The sequence below is a fragment of the Pseudomonas sp. NyZ201 genome (genome assembly GCF_049860765.1).
Lineage (GTDB): Bacteria > Pseudomonadota > Gammaproteobacteria > Pseudomonadales > Pseudomonadaceae > Aquipseudomonas > Aquipseudomonas bharatica.
The window spans coordinates 5573605-5592141 of record NZ_CP187557.1; the positions used below are offsets into that span (position 1 = coordinate 5573605).

16 protein-coding genes are annotated in these 18537 nt (G+C 64.6%); 4 read left to right on the forward strand and 12 right to left on the reverse strand.

All coding sequences use genetic code 11. The features are described 5' to 3' along the window. Nucleotides 1–2 precede the first annotated feature (2 nt). Entirely contained in the window at nt 3–815 is an 813-nt protein-coding gene (locus tag ACPFMA_RS25120) for a DUF2182 domain-containing protein (RefSeq protein ID WP_064303557.1), read from the forward strand. Here the strand turns inward: ACPFMA_RS25120 and ACPFMA_RS25125 are convergent. The 8 genes from ACPFMA_RS25125 to radA form a co-directional block, all read right to left on the reverse strand. Next, nucleotides 725–2074 carry a TolC family outer membrane protein gene (locus tag ACPFMA_RS25125; RefSeq protein WP_425928970.1) on the reverse strand — a complete coding sequence of 450 codons (1350 nt, stop codon included), beginning with the start codon at nt 2072–2074 and terminating at the stop codon, nt 725–727. The two genes, ACPFMA_RS25120 and ACPFMA_RS25125, sit on opposite strands and share 91 nt — an antisense overlap. Then, nucleotides 2074–3393 (reverse strand): HlyD family type I secretion periplasmic adaptor subunit, encoded by a 1320-nt coding sequence (locus ACPFMA_RS25130; RefSeq protein ID WP_425928971.1) that lies wholly within the window; start codon nt 3391–3393, stop codon nt 2074–2076. The genes ACPFMA_RS25125 and ACPFMA_RS25130 overlap by 1 nt, the downstream gene beginning before the upstream one ends. A gap of 3 nt (nt 3394–3396) precedes the next feature. Next, nucleotides 3397–5163, reverse strand: coding sequence for a type I secretion system permease/ATPase (locus ACPFMA_RS25135; RefSeq protein ID WP_425928972.1), 1767 nt, complete (start codon nt 5161–5163; stop codon nt 3397–3399). A gap of 169 nt (nt 5164–5332) precedes the next feature. Beyond that, nucleotides 5333–5938 carry a heme acquisition protein HasA gene (locus tag ACPFMA_RS25140; RefSeq protein WP_009398960.1) on the reverse strand — a complete coding sequence of 202 codons (606 nt, stop codon included), beginning with the start codon at nt 5936–5938 and terminating at the stop codon, nt 5333–5335. A 101-nt stretch (nt 5939–6039) separates the two neighbouring features. Then, nucleotides 6040–8715, reverse strand: coding sequence for a TonB-dependent hemoglobin/transferrin/lactoferrin family receptor (locus tag ACPFMA_RS25145; protein ID WP_425930629.1), 2676 nt, complete (start codon nt 8713–8715; stop codon nt 6040–6042). A 310-nt stretch (nt 8716–9025) separates the two neighbouring features. Further along, entirely contained in the window at nt 9026–10024 is a 999-nt protein-coding gene (locus tag ACPFMA_RS25150; protein ID WP_425928973.1) for a FecR family protein, read from the reverse strand. Nucleotides 10025–10092: 68 nt separating this feature from the next. After that, nucleotides 10093–10596 (reverse strand): RNA polymerase sigma factor, encoded by a 504-nt coding sequence (locus ACPFMA_RS25155; protein ID WP_009398957.1) that lies wholly within the window; start codon nt 10594–10596, stop codon nt 10093–10095. A gap of 82 nt (nt 10597–10678) precedes the next feature. Beyond that, the gene (gene radA, locus ACPFMA_RS25160) at nt 10679–12049 is read right to left on the reverse strand and encodes a DNA repair protein RadA (RefSeq protein ID WP_009398956.1); all 1371 of its coding nucleotides are present in this window, start codon (nt 12047–12049) and stop codon (nt 10679–10681) included. Nucleotides 12050–12217: 168 nt separating this feature from the next. Between radA and mscL the strand changes: the two genes are divergently transcribed. Continuing rightward, nucleotides 12218–12631 (forward strand): large-conductance mechanosensitive channel protein MscL, encoded by a 414-nt coding sequence (mscL, locus tag ACPFMA_RS25165; protein ID WP_009398955.1) that lies wholly within the window; start codon nt 12218–12220, stop codon nt 12629–12631. 103 nt (nt 12632–12734) lie between these two features. On the opposite strand, the gene ACPFMA_RS25170 is transcribed toward mscL, so the two are convergent. Further along, complete coding sequence (locus ACPFMA_RS25170) at nt 12735–13511, reverse strand: ferredoxin--NADP reductase (RefSeq protein WP_064303562.1); 777 nt, start codon at nt 13509–13511, stop codon at nt 12735–12737. Nucleotides 13512–13758: 247 nt separating this feature from the next. On the opposite strand from ACPFMA_RS25170, the gene ACPFMA_RS25175 reads away from it, so the two are divergent. Then, on the forward strand, nt 13759–14463 hold the full coding sequence (locus ACPFMA_RS25175) for an autoinducer binding domain-containing protein (protein WP_425928974.1): 705 nt from the start codon (nt 13759–13761) through the stop codon (nt 14461–14463). Nucleotides 14464–14547: 84 nt separating this feature from the next. Beyond that, nucleotides 14548–15672, forward strand: coding sequence for a methyltransferase (locus ACPFMA_RS25180; RefSeq protein WP_425928975.1), 1125 nt, complete (start codon nt 14548–14550; stop codon nt 15670–15672). Nucleotides 15673–15781: 109 nt separating this feature from the next. Here the strand turns inward: ACPFMA_RS25180 and ACPFMA_RS25185 are convergent, their stop codons facing one another. From ACPFMA_RS25185 to ACPFMA_RS25195, 3 genes are read right to left on the reverse strand one after another with little or no spacing between them, the layout of a single operon-like run. Further along, entirely contained in the window at nt 15782–15937 is a 156-nt protein-coding gene (locus tag ACPFMA_RS25185; protein WP_425928976.1) for a DUF2474 domain-containing protein, read from the reverse strand. 13 nt (nt 15938–15950) lie between these two features. Then, a complete protein-coding gene (cydB, locus tag ACPFMA_RS25190) occupies nt 15951–16958 on the reverse strand; it encodes a cytochrome d ubiquinol oxidase subunit II (RefSeq protein ID WP_064303566.1) in 1008 nt (335 codons plus the stop codon). 3 nt (nt 16959–16961) lie between these two features. Beyond that, complete coding sequence (locus ACPFMA_RS25195; RefSeq protein ID WP_009398949.1) at nt 16962–18401, reverse strand: cytochrome ubiquinol oxidase subunit I; 1440 nt, start codon at nt 18399–18401, stop codon at nt 16962–16964. Nucleotides 18402–18537 lie beyond the last annotated feature (136 nt).

Consider the following 18537-nt stretch of genomic DNA (forward strand, 5'->3'; position numbering starts at 1 on the left):
CGATGTTCAACCGGCAATTCGCAGCTAGGCTGCTGCACGGTCCATGGCCCTGGCTGGCCGTGGCCAGTCTCGCCGGTTGGGCGGCAATGCTCGGGGCACCAGCACAGCTGATGCTCCCGGCATTCTGCGGTTCGGTGGCTTCGCGGGTCTCCGATGGGCTGTGGTCCGCCTGGACCCTGGCCCTGACCTTCGACCCGCAAGGCCTGCTGGTCGCCTGGCTGCTGATGCTGCTGGCGATGATGCCGCTGTTGCTGGGTGGTCCGTTGGTCTACCTATGGAAGCGTAGCCTGCGCCGCCGCCGCCCCTGGGCCATAGGGCTGTTCCTGCTCAGCTATTGCCTGGTGTGGACTGCCGCCGGGGTGCTTATCGCCCTGCTCAGTGTCACCGCGCAGTTGCTCGGCAGCGACAGCCCGTGGCTCATGCTCGGGCTGGTGTTCGTCCTGTGCATGCTCTGGCAGGCCTCGCCGGCCAAGCAGCACTGCCTGAACAACTGCCACTATCCGCCGCGGATCTCCGCCTTCGGCTGGCCCATGCTGCGGGATTGCCTGCGCTACGGGCTGACCAATGGTTTCTGGTGCATCGGGGCCTGCTGGCCGGCGATGCTGCTACCCAGCCTGGTGCAACAGGGCCACAGCCTGCTGATGCTGGCGTGCATGGTCTGGCTGGCGTACGAACGCCTGCTCCCGGCCCGCAAAGCCCGCTGGCGCTGGCCGCTGCCGGGTGGTCAACGGCTGGCGGATGCCCTTGCACCACGGCTGGCGAAGTACCTGTCCAGCCGCTGCAAGTCACTGGCCTCCAGGGTCCCCGCCAGATAGTGAACCTGCAACCAGGCCCGCAAGTAGTCATGGCGGGCCTGGGCCAGGTCACGCCGGGCGCCGTACAACTGCTGCTCGGCATCCAGCACATCGAGATTGACCCGTTCCCCGCCGGCCACGCTCTTGCGCGTCGCTTCGATCAGGCGATCCGCCGACTCCACCGCGAGCTCATAGGCACGGATCTTCGCCGCGCTGCTGGCACACAGGTTGAACTGCTTGCGCAGTTCGTTGAGGGTCTCGCTCAGCAGCCCATCCAACTGGTACTGCACCTGGTCGCGCTGCGCCGCCGCCTGACGGGTCGCCGCCGACACACCGCCACCGGCGAACAGCGGCACGTTCAACTGGATGCCGATGCTGTCGGTGTCATAGCGCTGGTTGTAGGTGCTCTCCGAACTGGAGCTGGAGCGCCCGGTACTGGCATAGGCGCTGAGGCTCGGCAGGTGTCCGGCGCGATTGCGTTCGATGCCCTGGTCCGCCGCTTCCACGGCATGTCGCTGGGCAATGAGCTGGGCGTTGTTGCTCACCGCCAGGTTGCGCCAATGTTCGAAATTGCCCGGCGCCAGCGGCTCCACCTGGAAGTCGTCCGCCAGCGGTGCAAGATCCTCCACCTCCAGCGGCTCGCCGACGATGGCCTGCAACGTGCGCAACGCGGCATCGAGATTGTCCGTAGCCTCGATTTCCTGGGCCTTGGCCAGTTCATAGCGGGCGCGGGTTTCCAGGACATCGGTGCGGGTGCCCTCGCCGCCTTTGAACAGCCGCTCGTTGAGGGTCAGTTGCTCGGCATAGGCCCGGCGCTGGGCCTGGGCCAGGGCAATCTGCTCGTTGGCGAACAGCGCCTCGCTGTAGGCCTGGAACAGGCGCACCGCCAGTTCCTGCCCGCGCCCACGGAACTGCGCATCGGCCAGCAGGGCCTTGGCCACGCCCTGGCGATACTCGGCCCAGGCGCCGTAGTCGAACAGCGGCTGTTGCAGGGTCAGGGTCGAGGAGTAACTGCGGTAGTCGCGCTGCTGGGTGATATTCCCGACCGTGGTCGACTGGGTCACCTCGGAGTCATTGCGCGCACTGTTGTAGCGGTACGACAGGTTGGGCAACAGTTTCGCCCGGCCAATGGCCCGGTATTCCAGTCCGGCATCGCGCTCGGCGATGGCGGCGTGGAAAGCCGGATCGTTGCGCAGGGCCAGGGCGAAGGCATCGCTCAGGTCGACTGCCGCAGCCGGCAGGCTCAGGCCCAGCAACATGAAGCAGGACAGCAAACGCATCATTCCTCCGCCAGGGCGACATGGGCCCGGTCGGTCAAGGGCTTGAACAGGTAGTTGAGCATCGAGCGTTCACCCGTACGGACGAAGGCCTCCACCGGCATGCCCGGGCGGATGTCCTGGCCGGCCAACTGCCCCAGGCCCTCTTCGCCAACCCGTACACGCACCTGGTAGTAAGGCTGTCCGTTGTGCTCATCGAGCAGGCGATCGGCAGAAACCAGGATCACCTCGCCCTCGACCCGGGGCGTGGTGCTCTGGTTGAAGGCAACGAACAGCAGCTCCACCGGCAGCCCCGGATGCAGGCGGTCCACCAGTTCCACCGAGGCCCGGGCATCCACCAGCAGCGGCACATCACGGGGGACGATTTCCATCAGCGATTGCCCGCGGGCGATCACCCCGCCATTGGTAAACACGCTGGAACCGACCACAGTGCCGCTGGCCGGCGCCTTGACCTCGGTACTGGCCAGGTCGAAGGCGGCGCTGCGCAGGCGGTTGTCGAGATCGGCGGCAGTCGACTGCGCCTCGGCAAGCTGCTGGCTGACCTCGCGCCGGTACTCCTGCTGGCGCTGGGCGATGCGCAGCTTCAGCTCCTGCAACTGGCGACGGGTGCGGCCGATAGTGCCCAGGTCTTCGGAAATCGATCCGTTGACCTGGGCGAACAGGCGCTCGTTTTCCAGCAGCCGGTTGCGCGGGATATAACCGTCCCGGGCCAGCTCGCGCAGGCCGTGCAACTGCTCTTGCAAGGCGCGGCGCTGCTCCTGTTTTGCGGCCAGCGAGCCTTGCAGGCCGTCGAGGCTGGCCTGGGCGCCGGCGATGCTTTCGCGTACGCCGTCGAGTTCCATGGCCAGGGCCTGGCGGCGGCTGCTCAACAGTTGCCGCTGGGTCTCCAGGATCGCCGCCAGCCAGGGTTCGCTGGCGTCCTTCTGCAATTCGGCCGGGTACTGCACCGTCCTCTGCCCGTCACGCTCGGCGCTCAGGCGGGCCTGCATGGCCCGGGCGGTGAGTAATTGCACCCGCAACGACTCGTACTGGGCCCGGGCCTGGGTCGGATCCAGGCGCAACAGCACCTGGCCGGCCGTGACCTGGTCGCCATCGCGCACCAGCAGTTGTTCGATCACCCCACCTGCAGGGTGTTGCACCGCCTGGCGGCTGCCGGCGACCACCACGTTGCCGGACAGCGGCACGCCCTTGTCCAGCGGCGCCAGCGCGGCCCAGAGCATGAAACCGCCGAAGCCGGCGATGACCATCCAGCGCCCGATACGCGCAGGGCGGCGCTCGTCCATGGCGAGGACATTGTTGGGAAGAGGCGCGGTTGCAGTCATCGATCAGGCTCTCGGTGTGCCGTAGCTCATGCTGACGCTGGCCGGGCTGCGCAGCGCGGTGGGGCCGGGGACCACGGCGGGACGGGCGGCTTTCTGCAGGTCCTGGAGCACCCGCACGGTGGGCCCGAAGGCCTGCAACTGGCCGTTCTGCAGGACCAGCAACTTCTCCAGGCCAGACAGCAATGCCGGCTTGTGGGTGATCAGGATCAGCGTGCGACGCGCCTCGCGCACCTTGGCCACCGCTGCGAGCAAGGCCTGTTCGCCGGCTTCGTCGAGGTTCGAATTGGGCTCGTCGAGGACGATCAGCGCAGGCAGCCGGTACAACGCCCGGGCCAGGCCGATGCGCTGGCGCTGGCCACCGGAAAGACCGCTGCCGCCCTCCCCCAGCACGGTGTCGTAGCCCGCCGGCAGCTTGAGGATCATGTCATGCACCCCGGCCAGTTGCGCAGCGGCGACCACGGCATCGGCATCCACCTCGCCAAGCCGGGCGATGTTCTCGGCGATGCTGCCGGCGAACAGTTGCACGTCTTGCGGCAAGTAGCCGATGTGCTGGCCGAGCAGGCTTTTGTCACAGCGTTGCAGGTCGGCGCCGTCGAGGCGCACCTTGCCGTCGAAGGGATTGGCAGCACCCACCAGCAAGCGGGCCAGGGTCGATTTGCCGGAGCCGGACGCGCCGATGATGCCCAGGGAATCACCGGGCTCGAGGGCGAAGGCGAGATTGCTCAGGCAAGGTTTGCGCGTACCCGGCAGCAGCGCGGTGACCTGCTCGACGCACAGGCGACCGCTGGGCGCCGGCAGCGGCATGCCGTCGGGACGCGGCGGCCGGGCCTGCAACAGTTCAGTGAGGCGGACATAGGCCTGGCGTGCCGAACCCCACTGGCGCCACACCGCGATCAACTGGTCGATCGGCGCCAGCACACGGCCCATCAGGATCGAGCCGGCAACCATCATTCCCGGGCTGACCTGCTTCTCCAGCGCCAGCCAGGCACCGAGGCCAAGGACCAGGGATTGCAGGGTCAGGCGCAGGCTCCTGGACACCGCGGCCACCGCGGCAGCGCGCTCGCTGCCATGGTTTTGCAGACCGAGAAAGCCATGGTGCAGCACAGTCCAGCGCTGGCGCACCGCATCGAGCATGCCCATGGCTTCCATGGCCTCGGCGTTGCGCAGGTTGCCGCTAGCCTGCGCACCGGCCTGCTGGGAGAGTCGCCCGGCGTCGGCGAACGGCTTCTGCGTCAGGCGTTCGTTCAAGCATGCCAGGGCAATCAGCAGCAGCGCGCCGGCCAGCGCCATCAACCCCAGCCAGGGGCTGAACAGGAACATCACCGCGAGGTAAACCGGAAACCACGGCACATCGAAGAAGGCGAACAGTGCCTGGCCGGTGGCGAACTGACGCAGGCTGGTCAGGTCCGCCAGCACTTGCCCGGCGGCCCCCTTGCTGCCGGCCAGGCTGGCTTCATAGGCGGCCTGGAACACCCGGGGATTGAGGCCCAGGTCCATCTGCGTGCCGAGGCGGATCACCACCAGGCTGCGCACCCACTCCAGCAAGCCCATGAAGACGAACAGGCCAACGACCATCAGGCTGAGCATGAGCAGGGTCATCTCGTTGCCCGAGGACAGCACCCGGTCGTAGACCTGCAGCATGTACAGGGCCGGCGCCAGCATCAGCAGGTTGATCACCGCCGTGAACAGGCCGACATTGGCAAAGCCGGCGCGGCAGGCCTTGAGCGCCTGGCGCACTTCGTTGTTGGCCGAAACGGGAGCGGTTCCCATTGCTTGGATTCCTCGCAAACGGCGACGGCGGGCGATTGCAATCGCCGCACCCTCGCCACAGAATTCTCACCACCGCAGCCTGGGCCCAGCAAAGACACGGGCTGCGGGGTAAATGCAGCAGATCAGCGAATGCCAGGGCGACCTGCCATTCGCTTTTTATTGCCCGCTATCAGGCCGCCAGGGCGAGGTCGTCGACCTGCGCCTGGACGCCGACGGCGGTGGCCGAGGCCGCATTCAAGGCCGCGGTGATTTCGGCGAAGGTGTTGTCGGTAGACACGCTGTAGCTGGCCAGCAGGCTGTCGAGCACGCCTTCCAGGGCGGAGGTGTTGCCCTGCATCAGGCCGTAGATCACTTGGTGCACCTCGTTGCCGGTGCGGCCGGCGCCCAGCACCGAGTCCAGGTCCAGGCCGGAGAAGGTCACAACGTCGTTGCCCAGCGCGAAGTTGCTGCCGTTGCCACCGGACAGGTCGTAGCCCAGGGAAACGTTGTCCAGCGAGCCATACAGGTAATGGTTCTGGTTGCTGCTGGCCGGCAGGGCCGGGTTGAACACGTAATGCAGGCCATTGGCGGTATCGCTGCCGGCAATGAATGCGTAGTCCGAACCGTTGGCGCCGTGGGTGGCGTACTGGCTACCGTTGAAACCGCCGTTGTTGAAACCACCGGTGTTGCTGGTGCCATGGCCTGCGGTGGCGAATCCGGTGGCCCACTCCGCCAGGTACTCGTCGACGGTGTAGTTGGCGAAAATGGCGGCATCGTAAGTAACGGAAATGCTCATGACTGTTCCTCTGAACGTTGGGGTGGATTGACGAAGGCGCCTGCCTTCGTTTTTGTCCCGAAGGACAAAAGCGTTGCCAGCGGCCCGAGGGCCGTGTCATTTCAGAATCGGTATTCCAGCATTCCGGTCAGGGTGCGACCGCGAGCCAGGGACAGGTTGTTGACATCGCCCATGGCCACGAAATAGGCCTGGTCGGTGGCGTTCTCCAGGGCCAGCGACAGGTTCACCTGTGGCGTCATCCAGTAGCTGGCGAAAAGGTCGTAGACCTTGTATTTGGGCCACAGCGCCTGGTCGAGGGTGGCGTAGCCGGGGGTGTCGAGGTTGGCGCCATTGCCCTTGCTGTAGCGCAGGCGACCACCGACATCCAGGGTGTTGTCGAAGAAGCGCATGCCCAGGGTCAGCGAGCCACGGTCGGCGGGCATGTAGGTGGCATTGCCCATGATGTTGCCGCAGGTGATCTGGTTGCTCATGGCGTCGTTGGCCTGCGCCACGCTGACCGGGAACTGGCGCATCACGATGCGGTTGCCAACCTGCACGGGGCGGGTCACGGTGCCGACCCTGACCACCTGCTTGGCGCCGCCCATGTAGAACTGCCGGGAACAGAAATCGTTGCTGCCGATCATGTGGGTGTAGGCCAGGCGTCCGTACCAGGCCCCGGCGTCGTAGTCCAGCGAGTACTCGACGCCCCGAAAGCGCGTGGTTTCCTCGTTGTTCTGGTAAGCCATGCGGCCCAGGCCGGTGCCCGAGGAGGTTTCATCCGGCAGGTTGACGTTGACGTCGAGGAACGAGAAGTTGTCGATCCGGGTATCGAAGTAGGCCACCTTCAGGCCGAAGCGGTCACCGTCGCGCAACAACGACTCGCGGAAGATGTTGAAACCCAGTTCCCAATCATGGGACGTCTCGGGCTTGAGGTACGGATTGGGGTAGACCATCTCGGAGGCGTTGCCGGCGTGCGGACGCCCGGTCATGAACACTTCGGTGACCGCCGGCGAGCGCCAGCCTCGACCCCAGCGGGTGTACAGCTGCAGCCAATCGACACCCGGTTTTACCGCGATGCCGAAGGTCGGCGAAAAATGCCCCTGTTCCGTCGTGTCATCGAAGAGCAGGGTTTGGCGGGTCTTCGTCGAAGCAGCACCTTCCCAGGTGCCCTCGGGGTACATCCACAGGGTCATGCCACTGGCGCCACTGAGGCGATAGCGGTCATAGCGCAGGCCGGCGTCGAGGGTCAGCCAGTCGCCGTGCTCATATTGAGCATTGGCGAACAGGCTGGCGGTCAGCTTCTTGCCCTCCGGCGTAGCGCCCTCGACATATGGCAGCGCCTGCTCGTTGGTCGCGGCCACGCGATCGGTCGCCGGCTTGAAGCGGTCTTCGAAGAGTTCGGTGCCGTAGTTGATGGTCAACTTGTCCACCGCGCCGATATAGAAGCGCGAGGTGTTCTGCAGTTGCAGGCCCCAGGTGTCGGTCTGGAAACGGTCGTTGTATGCGCCGAACCAGTTGCCGCTGCCGGGGCTGGCGGTGCTCGCGGCGTTCCAGCGATCCATGCGGGTGCGCACGAAATAGACCTTCGCCTGCACATCGATCAGGTCGTTGTCGGGCGTGAAGCTGTAATCGATCGAAGCGTTCTTCGCGTTGAGGTCGGTGGCGCCGCTGCGCTGGTAGTAAAAGGCGCTGAGATCATCGGTCGGCCAGGTCCAGGCATCCTTGCTGTCGGTGTCGGTCTCGATGTAGTTGAACTGCAGGCGCTGGTCCTGGGGCAGGTTGACGCCGAGCTTGAACAGCCGCGAGCGGGTCACGCTGCCCATGTCGCCGACCTCGCTTTCCAGCCAGTTTTCCCACGCCTGGGGCCAGACTTCACGGGCACGGATCTGGGTGCCCAGGTTGTCCTTGTCGTTGGTACCGGCGCGGTAATCGCCGAAGTGGCGTTCGCTGACGCCAAGCAGCAGGTCGCCTACTTCATTGCCGAAGGCGAACAGCGCGCTGCCATTGAAGTAGGTGCCATTGCCCAGCTCGCCAATACCGTGACCGGCACGGATACGACCACCGTACTCCTTGTCCGGCCCAAGGAATTCGCTGGCCTGCACGGTATTGAAGCTGGCAATGCCACCGAGCACGCCGGCGCCGCCCATGCCCGATTGCGAGCCCTTTTCGATTTCCACCGAGCTGACGAACTCCGGGTCCACCACCATGATGCCGTTGCGCTGCTGATGGCCGTTGACATTGAAGTTCTGGCGCATGCCGTCGATGTTCATGTTGACCCGACCGTAGTCCTGCACGCCGCGGATATTCACCGACAGGCCGGGGTCGCGCTGGTTGACCGCGGTATAGACACCGGCGGTTTCCTCCAGCATGTCGGCGGCGTGGCGGGGCGGGCGCTTGTCGATCTGCTCGCGGGTGATCACCGCCACCGAGCGCGGCGCGGTGTAGACCCAATCGCCGTCACTCACCGAGCGGATCCGCGTGGCGCCCAGTTCCAGGGCCTTGCCGTCATCGCTCAGGCGCTCCAGGCCGACCTGGTCATTGCCGCCGAAGCGGTAGCGCACCGGGTTGGCCCCCAGCAGCAAGGCCAGGCCCTCGCGCGAGGTATGTTCGCCGTGCAGGCCTTCGCTGCGCAGGCCGGCCAGCTTGCGGCTGTCGAAGAACACCTGGACCTTGGCCTGCTCGGCGAAGGCCAGCACGGCGCTATCGAGGGACTGGGCCGGAATATCGAAACGGATCAGGGCGCTGCGCTGGCTCGCGTCCTGGCCCGGCTCGGCCGCCTGTACCACGCCGATCCCCATCGGCAGGGTGCAGACGCTCAGCAGCAGATTGCAGGCCAGGGCAATCCGGTTGAGGTGCAAGGGTCGTTGTTGTGGAGTGGTCACTTCAGGTGGCTCGCTGTGTTGGCATTTTCTAGTAATGAAAATCAATCTCAACAATCAGACGAGCGGGGTGGGGAAAGTCAGTAAATAAATTTTGGGGAATTTTCAGCAGGGGGATTTTCGAGGGCCTCATCGCTGGCAAGCCCGCTCCCACAGGGTCAGCGGTGCATGCAATCCTTGTGGGAGCTGGCTTGCCAGCGATTACGCCCGAAAGAGCGACGAAAAGTTTTCAATAGATCAAGGTCAGCCCTGGCAAATCGACCCGCTTCACCTTCAGCTCTTCGGTCAGCATCACCAGCGCCTGGTCCAGGTTGTCCAGGCGGAACATGCCACTGACCTCGCGCCGCGCCAGCGCCGAATCGGTAATGACCACATGCCCGCCACGGTAGCGGTTGATCTGTTCGGCTACCTTCGCCAGCGGCTCGCGCTCGAAGATCAGCAGCCCGCGCTGCCAGGCACTGGCGCGGCGTACATCCTGTTCCGGCCAGGCGCGGATGCCATGCTGCGAGTCGTAGCGCAGGCTCAGGCCCTCCTCTAGCACCCGCTCGGCAACGCCGCTGGCCGGCGGCTCGAGCAGGCTCACCCGGGTGCTGTGCTCGAGCATGCCGACCCAGCCACCCTGCCCTTCCCCACCGACCACGAAGCGCGTGCCAAGCGCACGGGTCGTGGCGCCGGCGTATTCGACGACGAAAGGCCGCGTTTCCTTGCCACCGATCGGCACTGCGTCGAACAGCGCATCCCCCGACCACAAGCGCACGCGCCGCTCGCTATCGCTGTAGGCCAGGCTGATGGCGCTGCCACTGTCGAGGTCGACCTTGCTGCCATCGGGCAGGACGACCTGGCGGATTTCCCCACGACTGGTGACGTAGTCGGCGTTCAGGCGCTGGACGGTATCCGGCCCGCGAACCACGGCGAACACCGCCAGCAGCACCGCCGCCGCACTCGCCGCCAGGCGCAGACGCGACCGGCGAGGCCGGCCAGTGACCGGCCGCGGCAGTTGCGGCAGCAGCAGCGCCGCAGGCTGCGGCTCGTCCAGGGATCCCAGGCGCCCAAGATCGGCCCAGGTCGCCCGGGCGAACGCCAACGCCCGCGCATGACGCGGATCGCGTTCACGCCATTCGGCCAATGCCTGTTCCTGCCCGGGGCTCAGGCATCCGGCCTCCAGCAATACCGCCCACTCGGCGGCCTGCTCGCGAATCGCTTGCTCTGGCGGGATCTGGCTGCTCACACGGTTCTCTCGAATTCTGCTTATGTAAGGGCTGACGTCCGAAGGCGTATTTCCCAGTAAACCGTTCGTCATCCCGGTTCCTGAAGACACTGCATGACATAGGCCAAGGCCTTGGAAAGGTGCTTCTGCACCGAGCTGTCGGAAATATCCAGGCGCCTGGCAACCTCGGCGTGGGTCAAGCCCTCGAGGCGGTTGAGGCGGAAGATTTCCCGGGTTCGTGGCGGCAGCTCGTTCATCGCCGCACGCAGACGGCGCATATGCTGCTCGGTCGCCGTGCTGTCTTCAAGGCCGGGGCTGTCTTCGACGATGCCTTCGAGGGCTTCGTGGGGAACCAGGTCGGTCTTGCGCCGCTGTTGCTGGCGCAGGTGGTCGATCATCAGGTTGTGCGCCGTGCGATAGAGATAGGCCGGCGTGTTGTCGATGCGCTCGCCGGCCTTCTGCTCGACCAGGCGCAGGAAGCTTTCCTGCACCAGGTCGGCGGCCAGTTGCGGGTCGCGTACCTTGCGTGTGAGCAGGCCCTGCAGGCTTTTCGCGTGCTTGAGGAACAGGCGCTTGAGGTCGGACTCCGCCACGCGAACTCCAGAGGGCTATCGGGATGGAGGAGCCATGCTACTCGCTAGTAAGAATCACTTGCAAGAAGACCTCGCCGCCGCCCTACTCCTCGAAGAGTGCGTCGAGCGCCTGCTCCAAACGAGTAACGGCGATCACCTGGAGGCCCGCCGGCGCTTCCTTCGGCGCGTTGCCCTTGGGCACGATGGCACGCTTGAAGCCGTGCTTGGCAGCTTCCTTCAAGCGCTCCTGGCCGCTCGGCACCGGGCGCACCTCGCCTGACAGACCGATCTCGCCGAACACCAGCAAGCCCTGGGACAGTGGCTTGTTGCGCAGGCTGGACATCACGGCCGCGATCAGCGCCAGATCGGACGCGGTCTCCAACACCTTGACCCCGCCGACCACGTTGAGGAACACGTCCTGGTCGTGGGTGGGAATCCCGCCATGCCGGTGCAGGACCGCCAGCAGCATGGCCAGACGGTTCTGGTCGAGGCCGAGGGTCACCCGGCGCGGGTTGGCCAGGTGACTGTCGTCGACCAGGGCCTGGACCTCCACGAGCATCGGCCGGGTACCCTCCCAGGTGGCCATGACCACGCTGCCCGGCACTTCCTCCTGGGTCCGGGTGAGGAAGATCGCCGAGGGGTTGGACACTTCCTTCAGGCCGCGATCGGTCATGCCGAATACGCCGAGTTCGTTGACCGCGCCGAAACGGTTCTTCACCGCCCGCAGCAGGCGCAGGCGGCCATCGGATTCACCTTCGAAATACAGCACGGTATCGACCATATGCTCCAGCACCCGCGGGCCGGCCAGGGCGCCTTCCTTGGTGACGTGGCCGACCAGGAAGATCGCCGTGCCGCTCTGCTTGGCGTAGCGCACCAGCAGCGCCGCGCTTTCACGCACCTGGGCGACACCGCCGGGGGCCGATTGCAGTTGCTCGGTGAAGATGGTCTGGATCGAGTCGATCACCATCACCTTGGGCTTTTCGCTGCGCGCGGTGGCGATGATGCTTTCAATGCAGGTCTCGGTCATCACCCGCAGCTTGTCCAGCGGCAGGCCCAGGCGGCGGCCACGCATGGCCACCTGTTGCTGTGACTCCTCGCCGGTGACATACAGCGCCGGCATACGCGCGGCGATGTGGCAGAGGGTCTGCAGGAGGATGGTGGATTTGCCGATCCCGGGATCGCCGCCGATCAGCACCACCGAGCCGTCCACCAGGCCGCCGCCCAGGACGCGGTCGAGTTCGGCGCTGGCGGTAGAGAAGCGCGGGATCTCTTCGATGGAGACTTCGGCCAGGGTCTTGATCTGCGCCTGCTGCCCGGCCCAGCCAGTGCGCCCGCTGGGCGCCGCCGCCCCGCCGCTTTCGATCATGGTCTCGGTGAGGGTGTTCCAGGCGCCGCATTCACTGCATTGGCCGGCCCATTTCGGGAAGGTCGCACCGCACTCGGTGCAGCCGTACAAGCGCTTGGCCTTGGCCATGGGCAATCTCCTGGAAAAAGTCGCCATGATAGCCGCCGTGCCGGGGAAGGCGCCAATCGCGACCAAACCATTGGCTATCAGCGGGGTCATTTGTTGCGACGCAGCGCATTAAGCCAGCAGCTGAATTACACTGCGTTGACCCCTTTCAATTGTTACAAGGAATAAACCATGGGCCTGATCAGTGAATTCAAAGCCTTTGCGGTCAAGGGCAATGTCGTCGATATGGCCGTCGGTATCATCATCGGCGCGGCATTCGGCAAGATCGTTTCTTCTTTCGTCGGCGATGTGGTGATGCCGCCGTTGGGCCTGTTGATTGGCGGGGTGGACTTCAGTGACCTGGCAGTGACGTTGAAGGCCGCCGAGGGCGATGCACCGGCGGTGGTGCTGGCCTATGGCAAGTTCATCCAGACGGTGGTGGACTTCGTGATCGTGGCGTTCGCGATCTTCATGGGTGTCAAGGCGATCAACCGCTTGAAGCGTGAAGAAGCCGTCGCGCCGTCGGTGCCACCTGCGCCGACGCCGCAGGAGACGCTGCTGACCGAGATCCGCGATTTGCTGAAACAGCAGAACAATAAACCCTAAGGTTTGCACGTACCCTGTGGGAGCGGATTCACCCGCGATACGGTAGTGAATTCACCGACGTCATCGCGGGTGAACCCGCTCCCACAGGGGTCAGCGTACAGACTTACCAGTAAGTCTCGACCGCCACCTGCCCCGGCCGCCGGCTCAGGCTCAGGTTCAAGCCACGTGCCTTGAGCACCTGCCGGGTGTCGTCGATCATCTGCGGGTTGCCGCACAGCATCACCCGCGAATGCTCGGGGCTCAGTTCCAGGCCCGCTGCCCGCTCCAGCTCGCCGTTCTCGATCAGGGTGGTGATCCGCCCGTTCAAGGCTCCCGGATGCTGCTCACGGGTCACTACCGGAATGAACTGCAACTTGCCGGCATGTTCGGCCAGATACTCACGCTGCTCCAGGCCGGCGATCAGGTCCAGGTAGGCCAGCTCGCGGGCTTCGCGCACCGAATACACCAGCTTGATGGTTTCGAAGCGCTCCCAGGCTTCGAAGTCCTGAAGGATCGAAAGGAACGGCGCGATCCCGGTGCCGGTCGCCAGCAACCAGAGATCACGGCCATCGACGAACCGGTCCAGGGTGAGGTAGCCGAAGGCCTGGCGATCGACCAGCAACTCGTCGCCCTCGCGCAGACGGCTCAGTTCGCTGGTGAACTCGCCGCCGGGCACGACGATGGAATAGAAGTCCAGATGCTCGTCGAACGGCGACGAAACCATCGAATACGCCCGCCAGACCACACTGCCGTCGGCCTTCGCGACGCCCAGGCGAGCGAACTGGCCAGCACGGAAACGGAAACCGGCATCGCGAGTGGTACGCAGGCTGAACAGGCTGGACGTCAGCGGCTGGACGTCGAGCAGGGTCTGGCGGGTGTATTTCTCCGCGCTGGCAGTCATGGTTCGCTCCATAAATCAGGTGCGCCCAGTTTCGCCCAAAGCCGTATGAATAAACACCACCGGTTTGTAGTGGCTTGAGAGATGAAGACGGAAACGCATACACATCGCGTTTACCCCAACCAAGCGTTACCGACCATGATCTGGATCAAGTTATAGCGAAAAAAACCAATCATCTTGTAGGACGATTCCTATACTCAGCAGACGAAAAAGCGCAAGTTGGATCCATTTAAAAGGGAGCGACACTCAAATGGCGCATTGGAAGCAAGAGCAGCTCGAAAGCCTGATCGCGGAGCAGGAACCCGAGCGCATCTTCGAATCCGCCCTGTCGCTGGCGCAGCAACTGGACATGGAGTACCTGAGCCTGGTGGTACAGAGCCAGGCCAGCGGGATGACCGCGCAGATCATCATGTTCAACAACTATTCGGCCGAGTGGAACGCTCATTACCAGGCGTGCAACTACCTCGCCCAGGATCCGACCTTTCAGCACTGCCGCCACTCGCTGATTCCCCTGCTCTGGGAAGACGCGGTATTCGTCGAAACGCCGCAACTGCGCGAAGACGCCAGGACTCATGGGCTGACCCATGGCTGGAGCCAGGCCGCGCACGATATCCGCGGCAACAACAGCATGCTCAGCCTGGTGCGCAGCGCAGGGGCCATCGACAGCTGCGAGTTCTACGACAAGACCGGCCAGGCCCTGTGGCTGTGCAATGTCATGCATACCGTCATGGTCGAACGCATCAACCCGTTGCGCCCCAACGGCTTCGGCCTTTCCGACCGCGAGCGCGAAGTGCTGAAATGGTCCGCAGCGGGCAAGACCGCATCCGACATCGCCTGCATTCTCACCCTGTCGCAAAGCACGGTGAACTTTCATATCCGCAGCGTCATCACCAAGATGCGCGCCAACAACAAGGCCGGCGCCGTGGCCATCGCCGCCATGCATGGACTGCTCTGACCCCGCTATACGGCAAAGCCCTGTAGAATCGGCGCCTGTCTGACACTGCCCGGCAGTGCCACCCATGCCCCAGAGCCTCGTACCATGCCTTTGCTGACCAGCCCCTTCGCCGAACTCGACCTGATCCGCCAACCCGAATACGCCAACGATCCACTGCAAGCGTTCGACGCCGCGGACGAATACCTGCTGGAGCATCTGGCGGCCCGCAACCTGCCGGCCAACGCCCGGGTGCTGGTACTCAACGACAGCTTCGGTGGCCTGGCGATCAGCCTGCGCGAGCGTTTCCCGGTAACCAGCAGTGGCGATTCGTTTCTTGCCCGCCTGGGCCTGGAAAAGAACCTTCCGCGCAATGGCCAGCCGTGGGATGGCGTAGCCTTCGTGCCGTCCAGCGAAGCGTGGCAGGGGCCTTTCGATCATGTATTGGTGCGGGTGCCAAAGACCCTGGCGCTGCTGGAAGAGCAACTGATCCGCCTGCAAGGGCACCTGGCCCCAGGCGCGAAGGTGGTGGCCGGGGCGATGATCAAGCACCTGCCGCGGGCTGCAGGTGACTTGCTGGAGCGGTACATCGGCCCGATGCAGGCATCCCTGGCCCAGAAAAAGGCGCGCCTGCTGGTCGCCACCTTCGAGGAAAAACCTCGCGCCAGCTCGCCCTACCCGACCCGCTACCGGCTGGACACGCCAGCGCTCGAACTGGTGAATCACGCCAACGTGTTCTGCCGCGAAGGCCTGGATATCGGTACTCGCGCCTTCCTTCCGCACTTGCCGCGCAACCTGGGCAATGCGCGGGTCGCCGACCTTGGCTGCGGCAACGGTGTATTGGCGATCGCCAGTGCACTGGAAAACCCGCAGGCGCACTACACGCTGGTGGACGAGTCGTACATGGCGGTGCAATCGGCGCAGGAAAACTGGCGAGCGGCCCTGGGCGAGCGCGAAGCGCAGATCCGTGCGGCCGATGGGCTGGCCGGACAGGCCGAGCAATCGCTGGATGTGGTGTTGTGCAACCCGCCGTTCCACCAGCAGCAGGTGGTCGGCGACTTCCTCGCCTGGCGCATGTTCCAGCAGGCCCGGGAGGCGCTGGTGGTGGGTGGTGCCCTGTATATCGTCGGCAACCGGCACCTGGGCTATCACACCAAGCTGGCGCGGCTGTTCCGTGGGGTGGAACAGGTAGCGGCGACGCCGAAGTTCGTGGTGCTGAAAGCGCGGAAATAAGCGCTGGTGCTACTGGCCTCATCGCCGGCAACGCCGGCTCCCACAAGGTAAGGTGGTGTACTCCATTCCTGTGGGAGCCGGCGTTGCCGGCGATAGCAACGACACAAGGTCAGTGGGTACTCAACCCCGCCGCGCTCATGAACATCCGCATCAGCCACGCCACCACCGCCAGGCTCGCCACGCTCAGCGTCCAGATCAGCGCCAGCCAGCCGAGCCGCTGCCACAGCGGCTTGTTTTCCGGCTCGAAGGTGTGTTTCCCGGTCATGACCTGAACCCTCCTAGTGGTAACCATGCTCGTGGGTCACCTTGCCGCGGAACACGTAGTAGCTCCAGAAGGTGTAGCCGAGGATGAACGGCAGGATGAACAGCGTCCCCACCAGCATGAAGCCCTGGCTCTGCGGCGGCGCGGCGGCGTCCCAGATGGTGATCGACGGCGGGATGATGTGCGGCCAGAGGCTGATCCCCAGCCCGCTGTAGCCAAGGAAGATCAGCACCAGGGTCAGCAGGAACGGCGTGTAGTGCGCGTTGCGCTTCACCGCCTGGAGCAGACCGTAGAAGGTGACCAGCACCAGCAACGGCACAGGCATGAACCAGAACAGGTTGGGCATGCTGAACCAACGCTCGCCGATCTGCGGATAGGCCAGCGGCGTCCACAGGCTGACGATGCCGATCACCAGCAGCAGCACCAGCGCCAGCGGCCGGCCAAGCGCGTGCATCTGCTCCTGCAGCTTGCCCTCGGTCTTCATGATCAGCCAGGTGCAGCCGAGCAGTGCGTAGGCCACGATCAGCCCCAGGCCACTGAAGATGCTGAACGGGGTCAGCCAGTCGAGCGTGCCGCCGGCATACTGGCGATCGACCACCTTGAACCCTTCGATGAAGGCGCCGAGGGCCACGCCCTGGAAGAAGGTCGCGGTCAGCGAGCCCCAGATGAATGCCTTGTCCCACAGGTGACGCTTGTCGGCCTTGGCCTTGAAGCGGAACTCGAAGGCCACGCCACGGAAGATCAGGCCGACCAGCATCAGCATCAAGGGCAGGTACAGCGCCGAAAGCACCACCGAGTAGGCCAGCGGGAAGGCGCCGAACAGCCCCGCGCCGCCGAGCACCAGCCAGGTTTCGTTGCCGTCCCACACCGGCGCCACGGTGTTCATCATCACATCACGGTCCTGCTCGCCCTTGACGAAGGGAAAGAGGATGCCGATGCCCAGGTCGAAACCGTCCATGACCACGTACATCATCACGCCGAAGATGATGATCACGGCCCAGATCAGTGAAAGATCGATTCCCATGATTCAGTGTCCTTCTTTGTTCAGGCTGACATCGCCGATGTCGTGTTCGTCCTTCGCCGCCGACAGCGGACGCGCCGGGGTACGGGGCTGGCCAGGGCCGCCCGGGTTGCTCTCGTCGCCTTCGCCGGTCTTCGGTCCCTTGCGCACCAGGCGCATCATGTAGCCAAGGCCCGCGCCGAACAGGGCGAAATACACCACCACGAACATGATCAGGGTGAAGCCCAACTGGGCGTAACTGTGGTTGGAGGCACCGTCGGCGGTGCGCATCAGCCCGTAGACCACCCAGGGCTGGCGGCCGACCTCGGTGGTGAACCAGCCTGCCAGGATGGCGATAAGCCCGGACGGCCCCATCCACAACGCCAGGTGCAGGAACGGCCGCGAACTGTAAAGCGTGCCGCGCTTGCGCAGCCACAGGCTCCACAGGCCGACGAAGATCATCAGCATGCCCAGCCCGACCATGATGCGGAACGACCAGAACACCACGGTGGAGTTGGGCCGATCCTCGGGCGGGAAGTCCTTCATCGCCGGCACCTGCTTGTCCAGGCTGTGGGTCAGGATCAGGCTGCCCAGGGCCGGAATTTCCAGCTTGAAGCGGGTGGTTTCGGCCTGCATGTCGGGAATGCCGAAGAGAATCAGCGGGGTCGGTTCATCACCGACGTTTTCCCAGTGGCCTTCGATGGCGGCGATTTTCACCGGCTGGTGCTTGAGGGTGTTGAGGCCGTGGAAATCGCCGATCACCGCCTGGATCGGCGCAACGATCAGGGCCATCCACATGGCCATCGACAGCATCTTGCGGATCGCCGGGTTATCGCGGCCACGCAGCAGGTGCCAGGCCGCCGAGGCGCCGACGAAGAAGGCGGTGGCGACGAAGGCGGCAGTGGCCATGTGCATCAGGCGGAACGGGAAGGACGGGTTGAAGATCACCGCCAGCCAGTCCACCGGGATCACCCGGCCGTCGACGATCTCGTAGCCCTGGGGCGTGTGCATCCAGCTGTTGGACGCAAGGATCCAGAAGGTCGAAACCAGGGTGCCGAGGGCCACCATCACCGTGGAGAAGAAATGCAGGCCGCGGCCCACGCGGTTCCAGCCGAAGAGCATGACGCCGAGGAAGCCGGCTTCGAGGAAGAACGCGGTCAGCACCTCGTAGGTCAGCAAGGGGCCGGTCACCGCGCCGGCGAAGTCGGAGAAGCGGCTCCAGTTGGTGCCGAACTGGTAGGCCATGACCAGCCCGGAGACCACGCCCATGCCGAAGTTGACGGCAAAGATCTTCGACCAGAAATGGTAAAGGTCGCGGTATACCGCTTCGTTGGTTTTCAGCCACAGGCCTTCGAGCACCGCCAGGTAGCTGGCCAGCCCGATGGTGATGGCAGGGAAAAGAATGTGAAAGGACACGGTGAACGCAAACTGCATTCGGGCGAGATCGAGAGCCTCTGATCCGAACATGGTGCTTCCTCTGTCAGGTAAACCGGCGTCAGGGTCCGTTGCCTTGACGTCAACTTGCCCCCTTGGTGGTGGAGTGCACTCGGCTGGATTTGTTCTGATTAATTTCCCACCGCAGGGATTGGCGGCCTGAATGGCC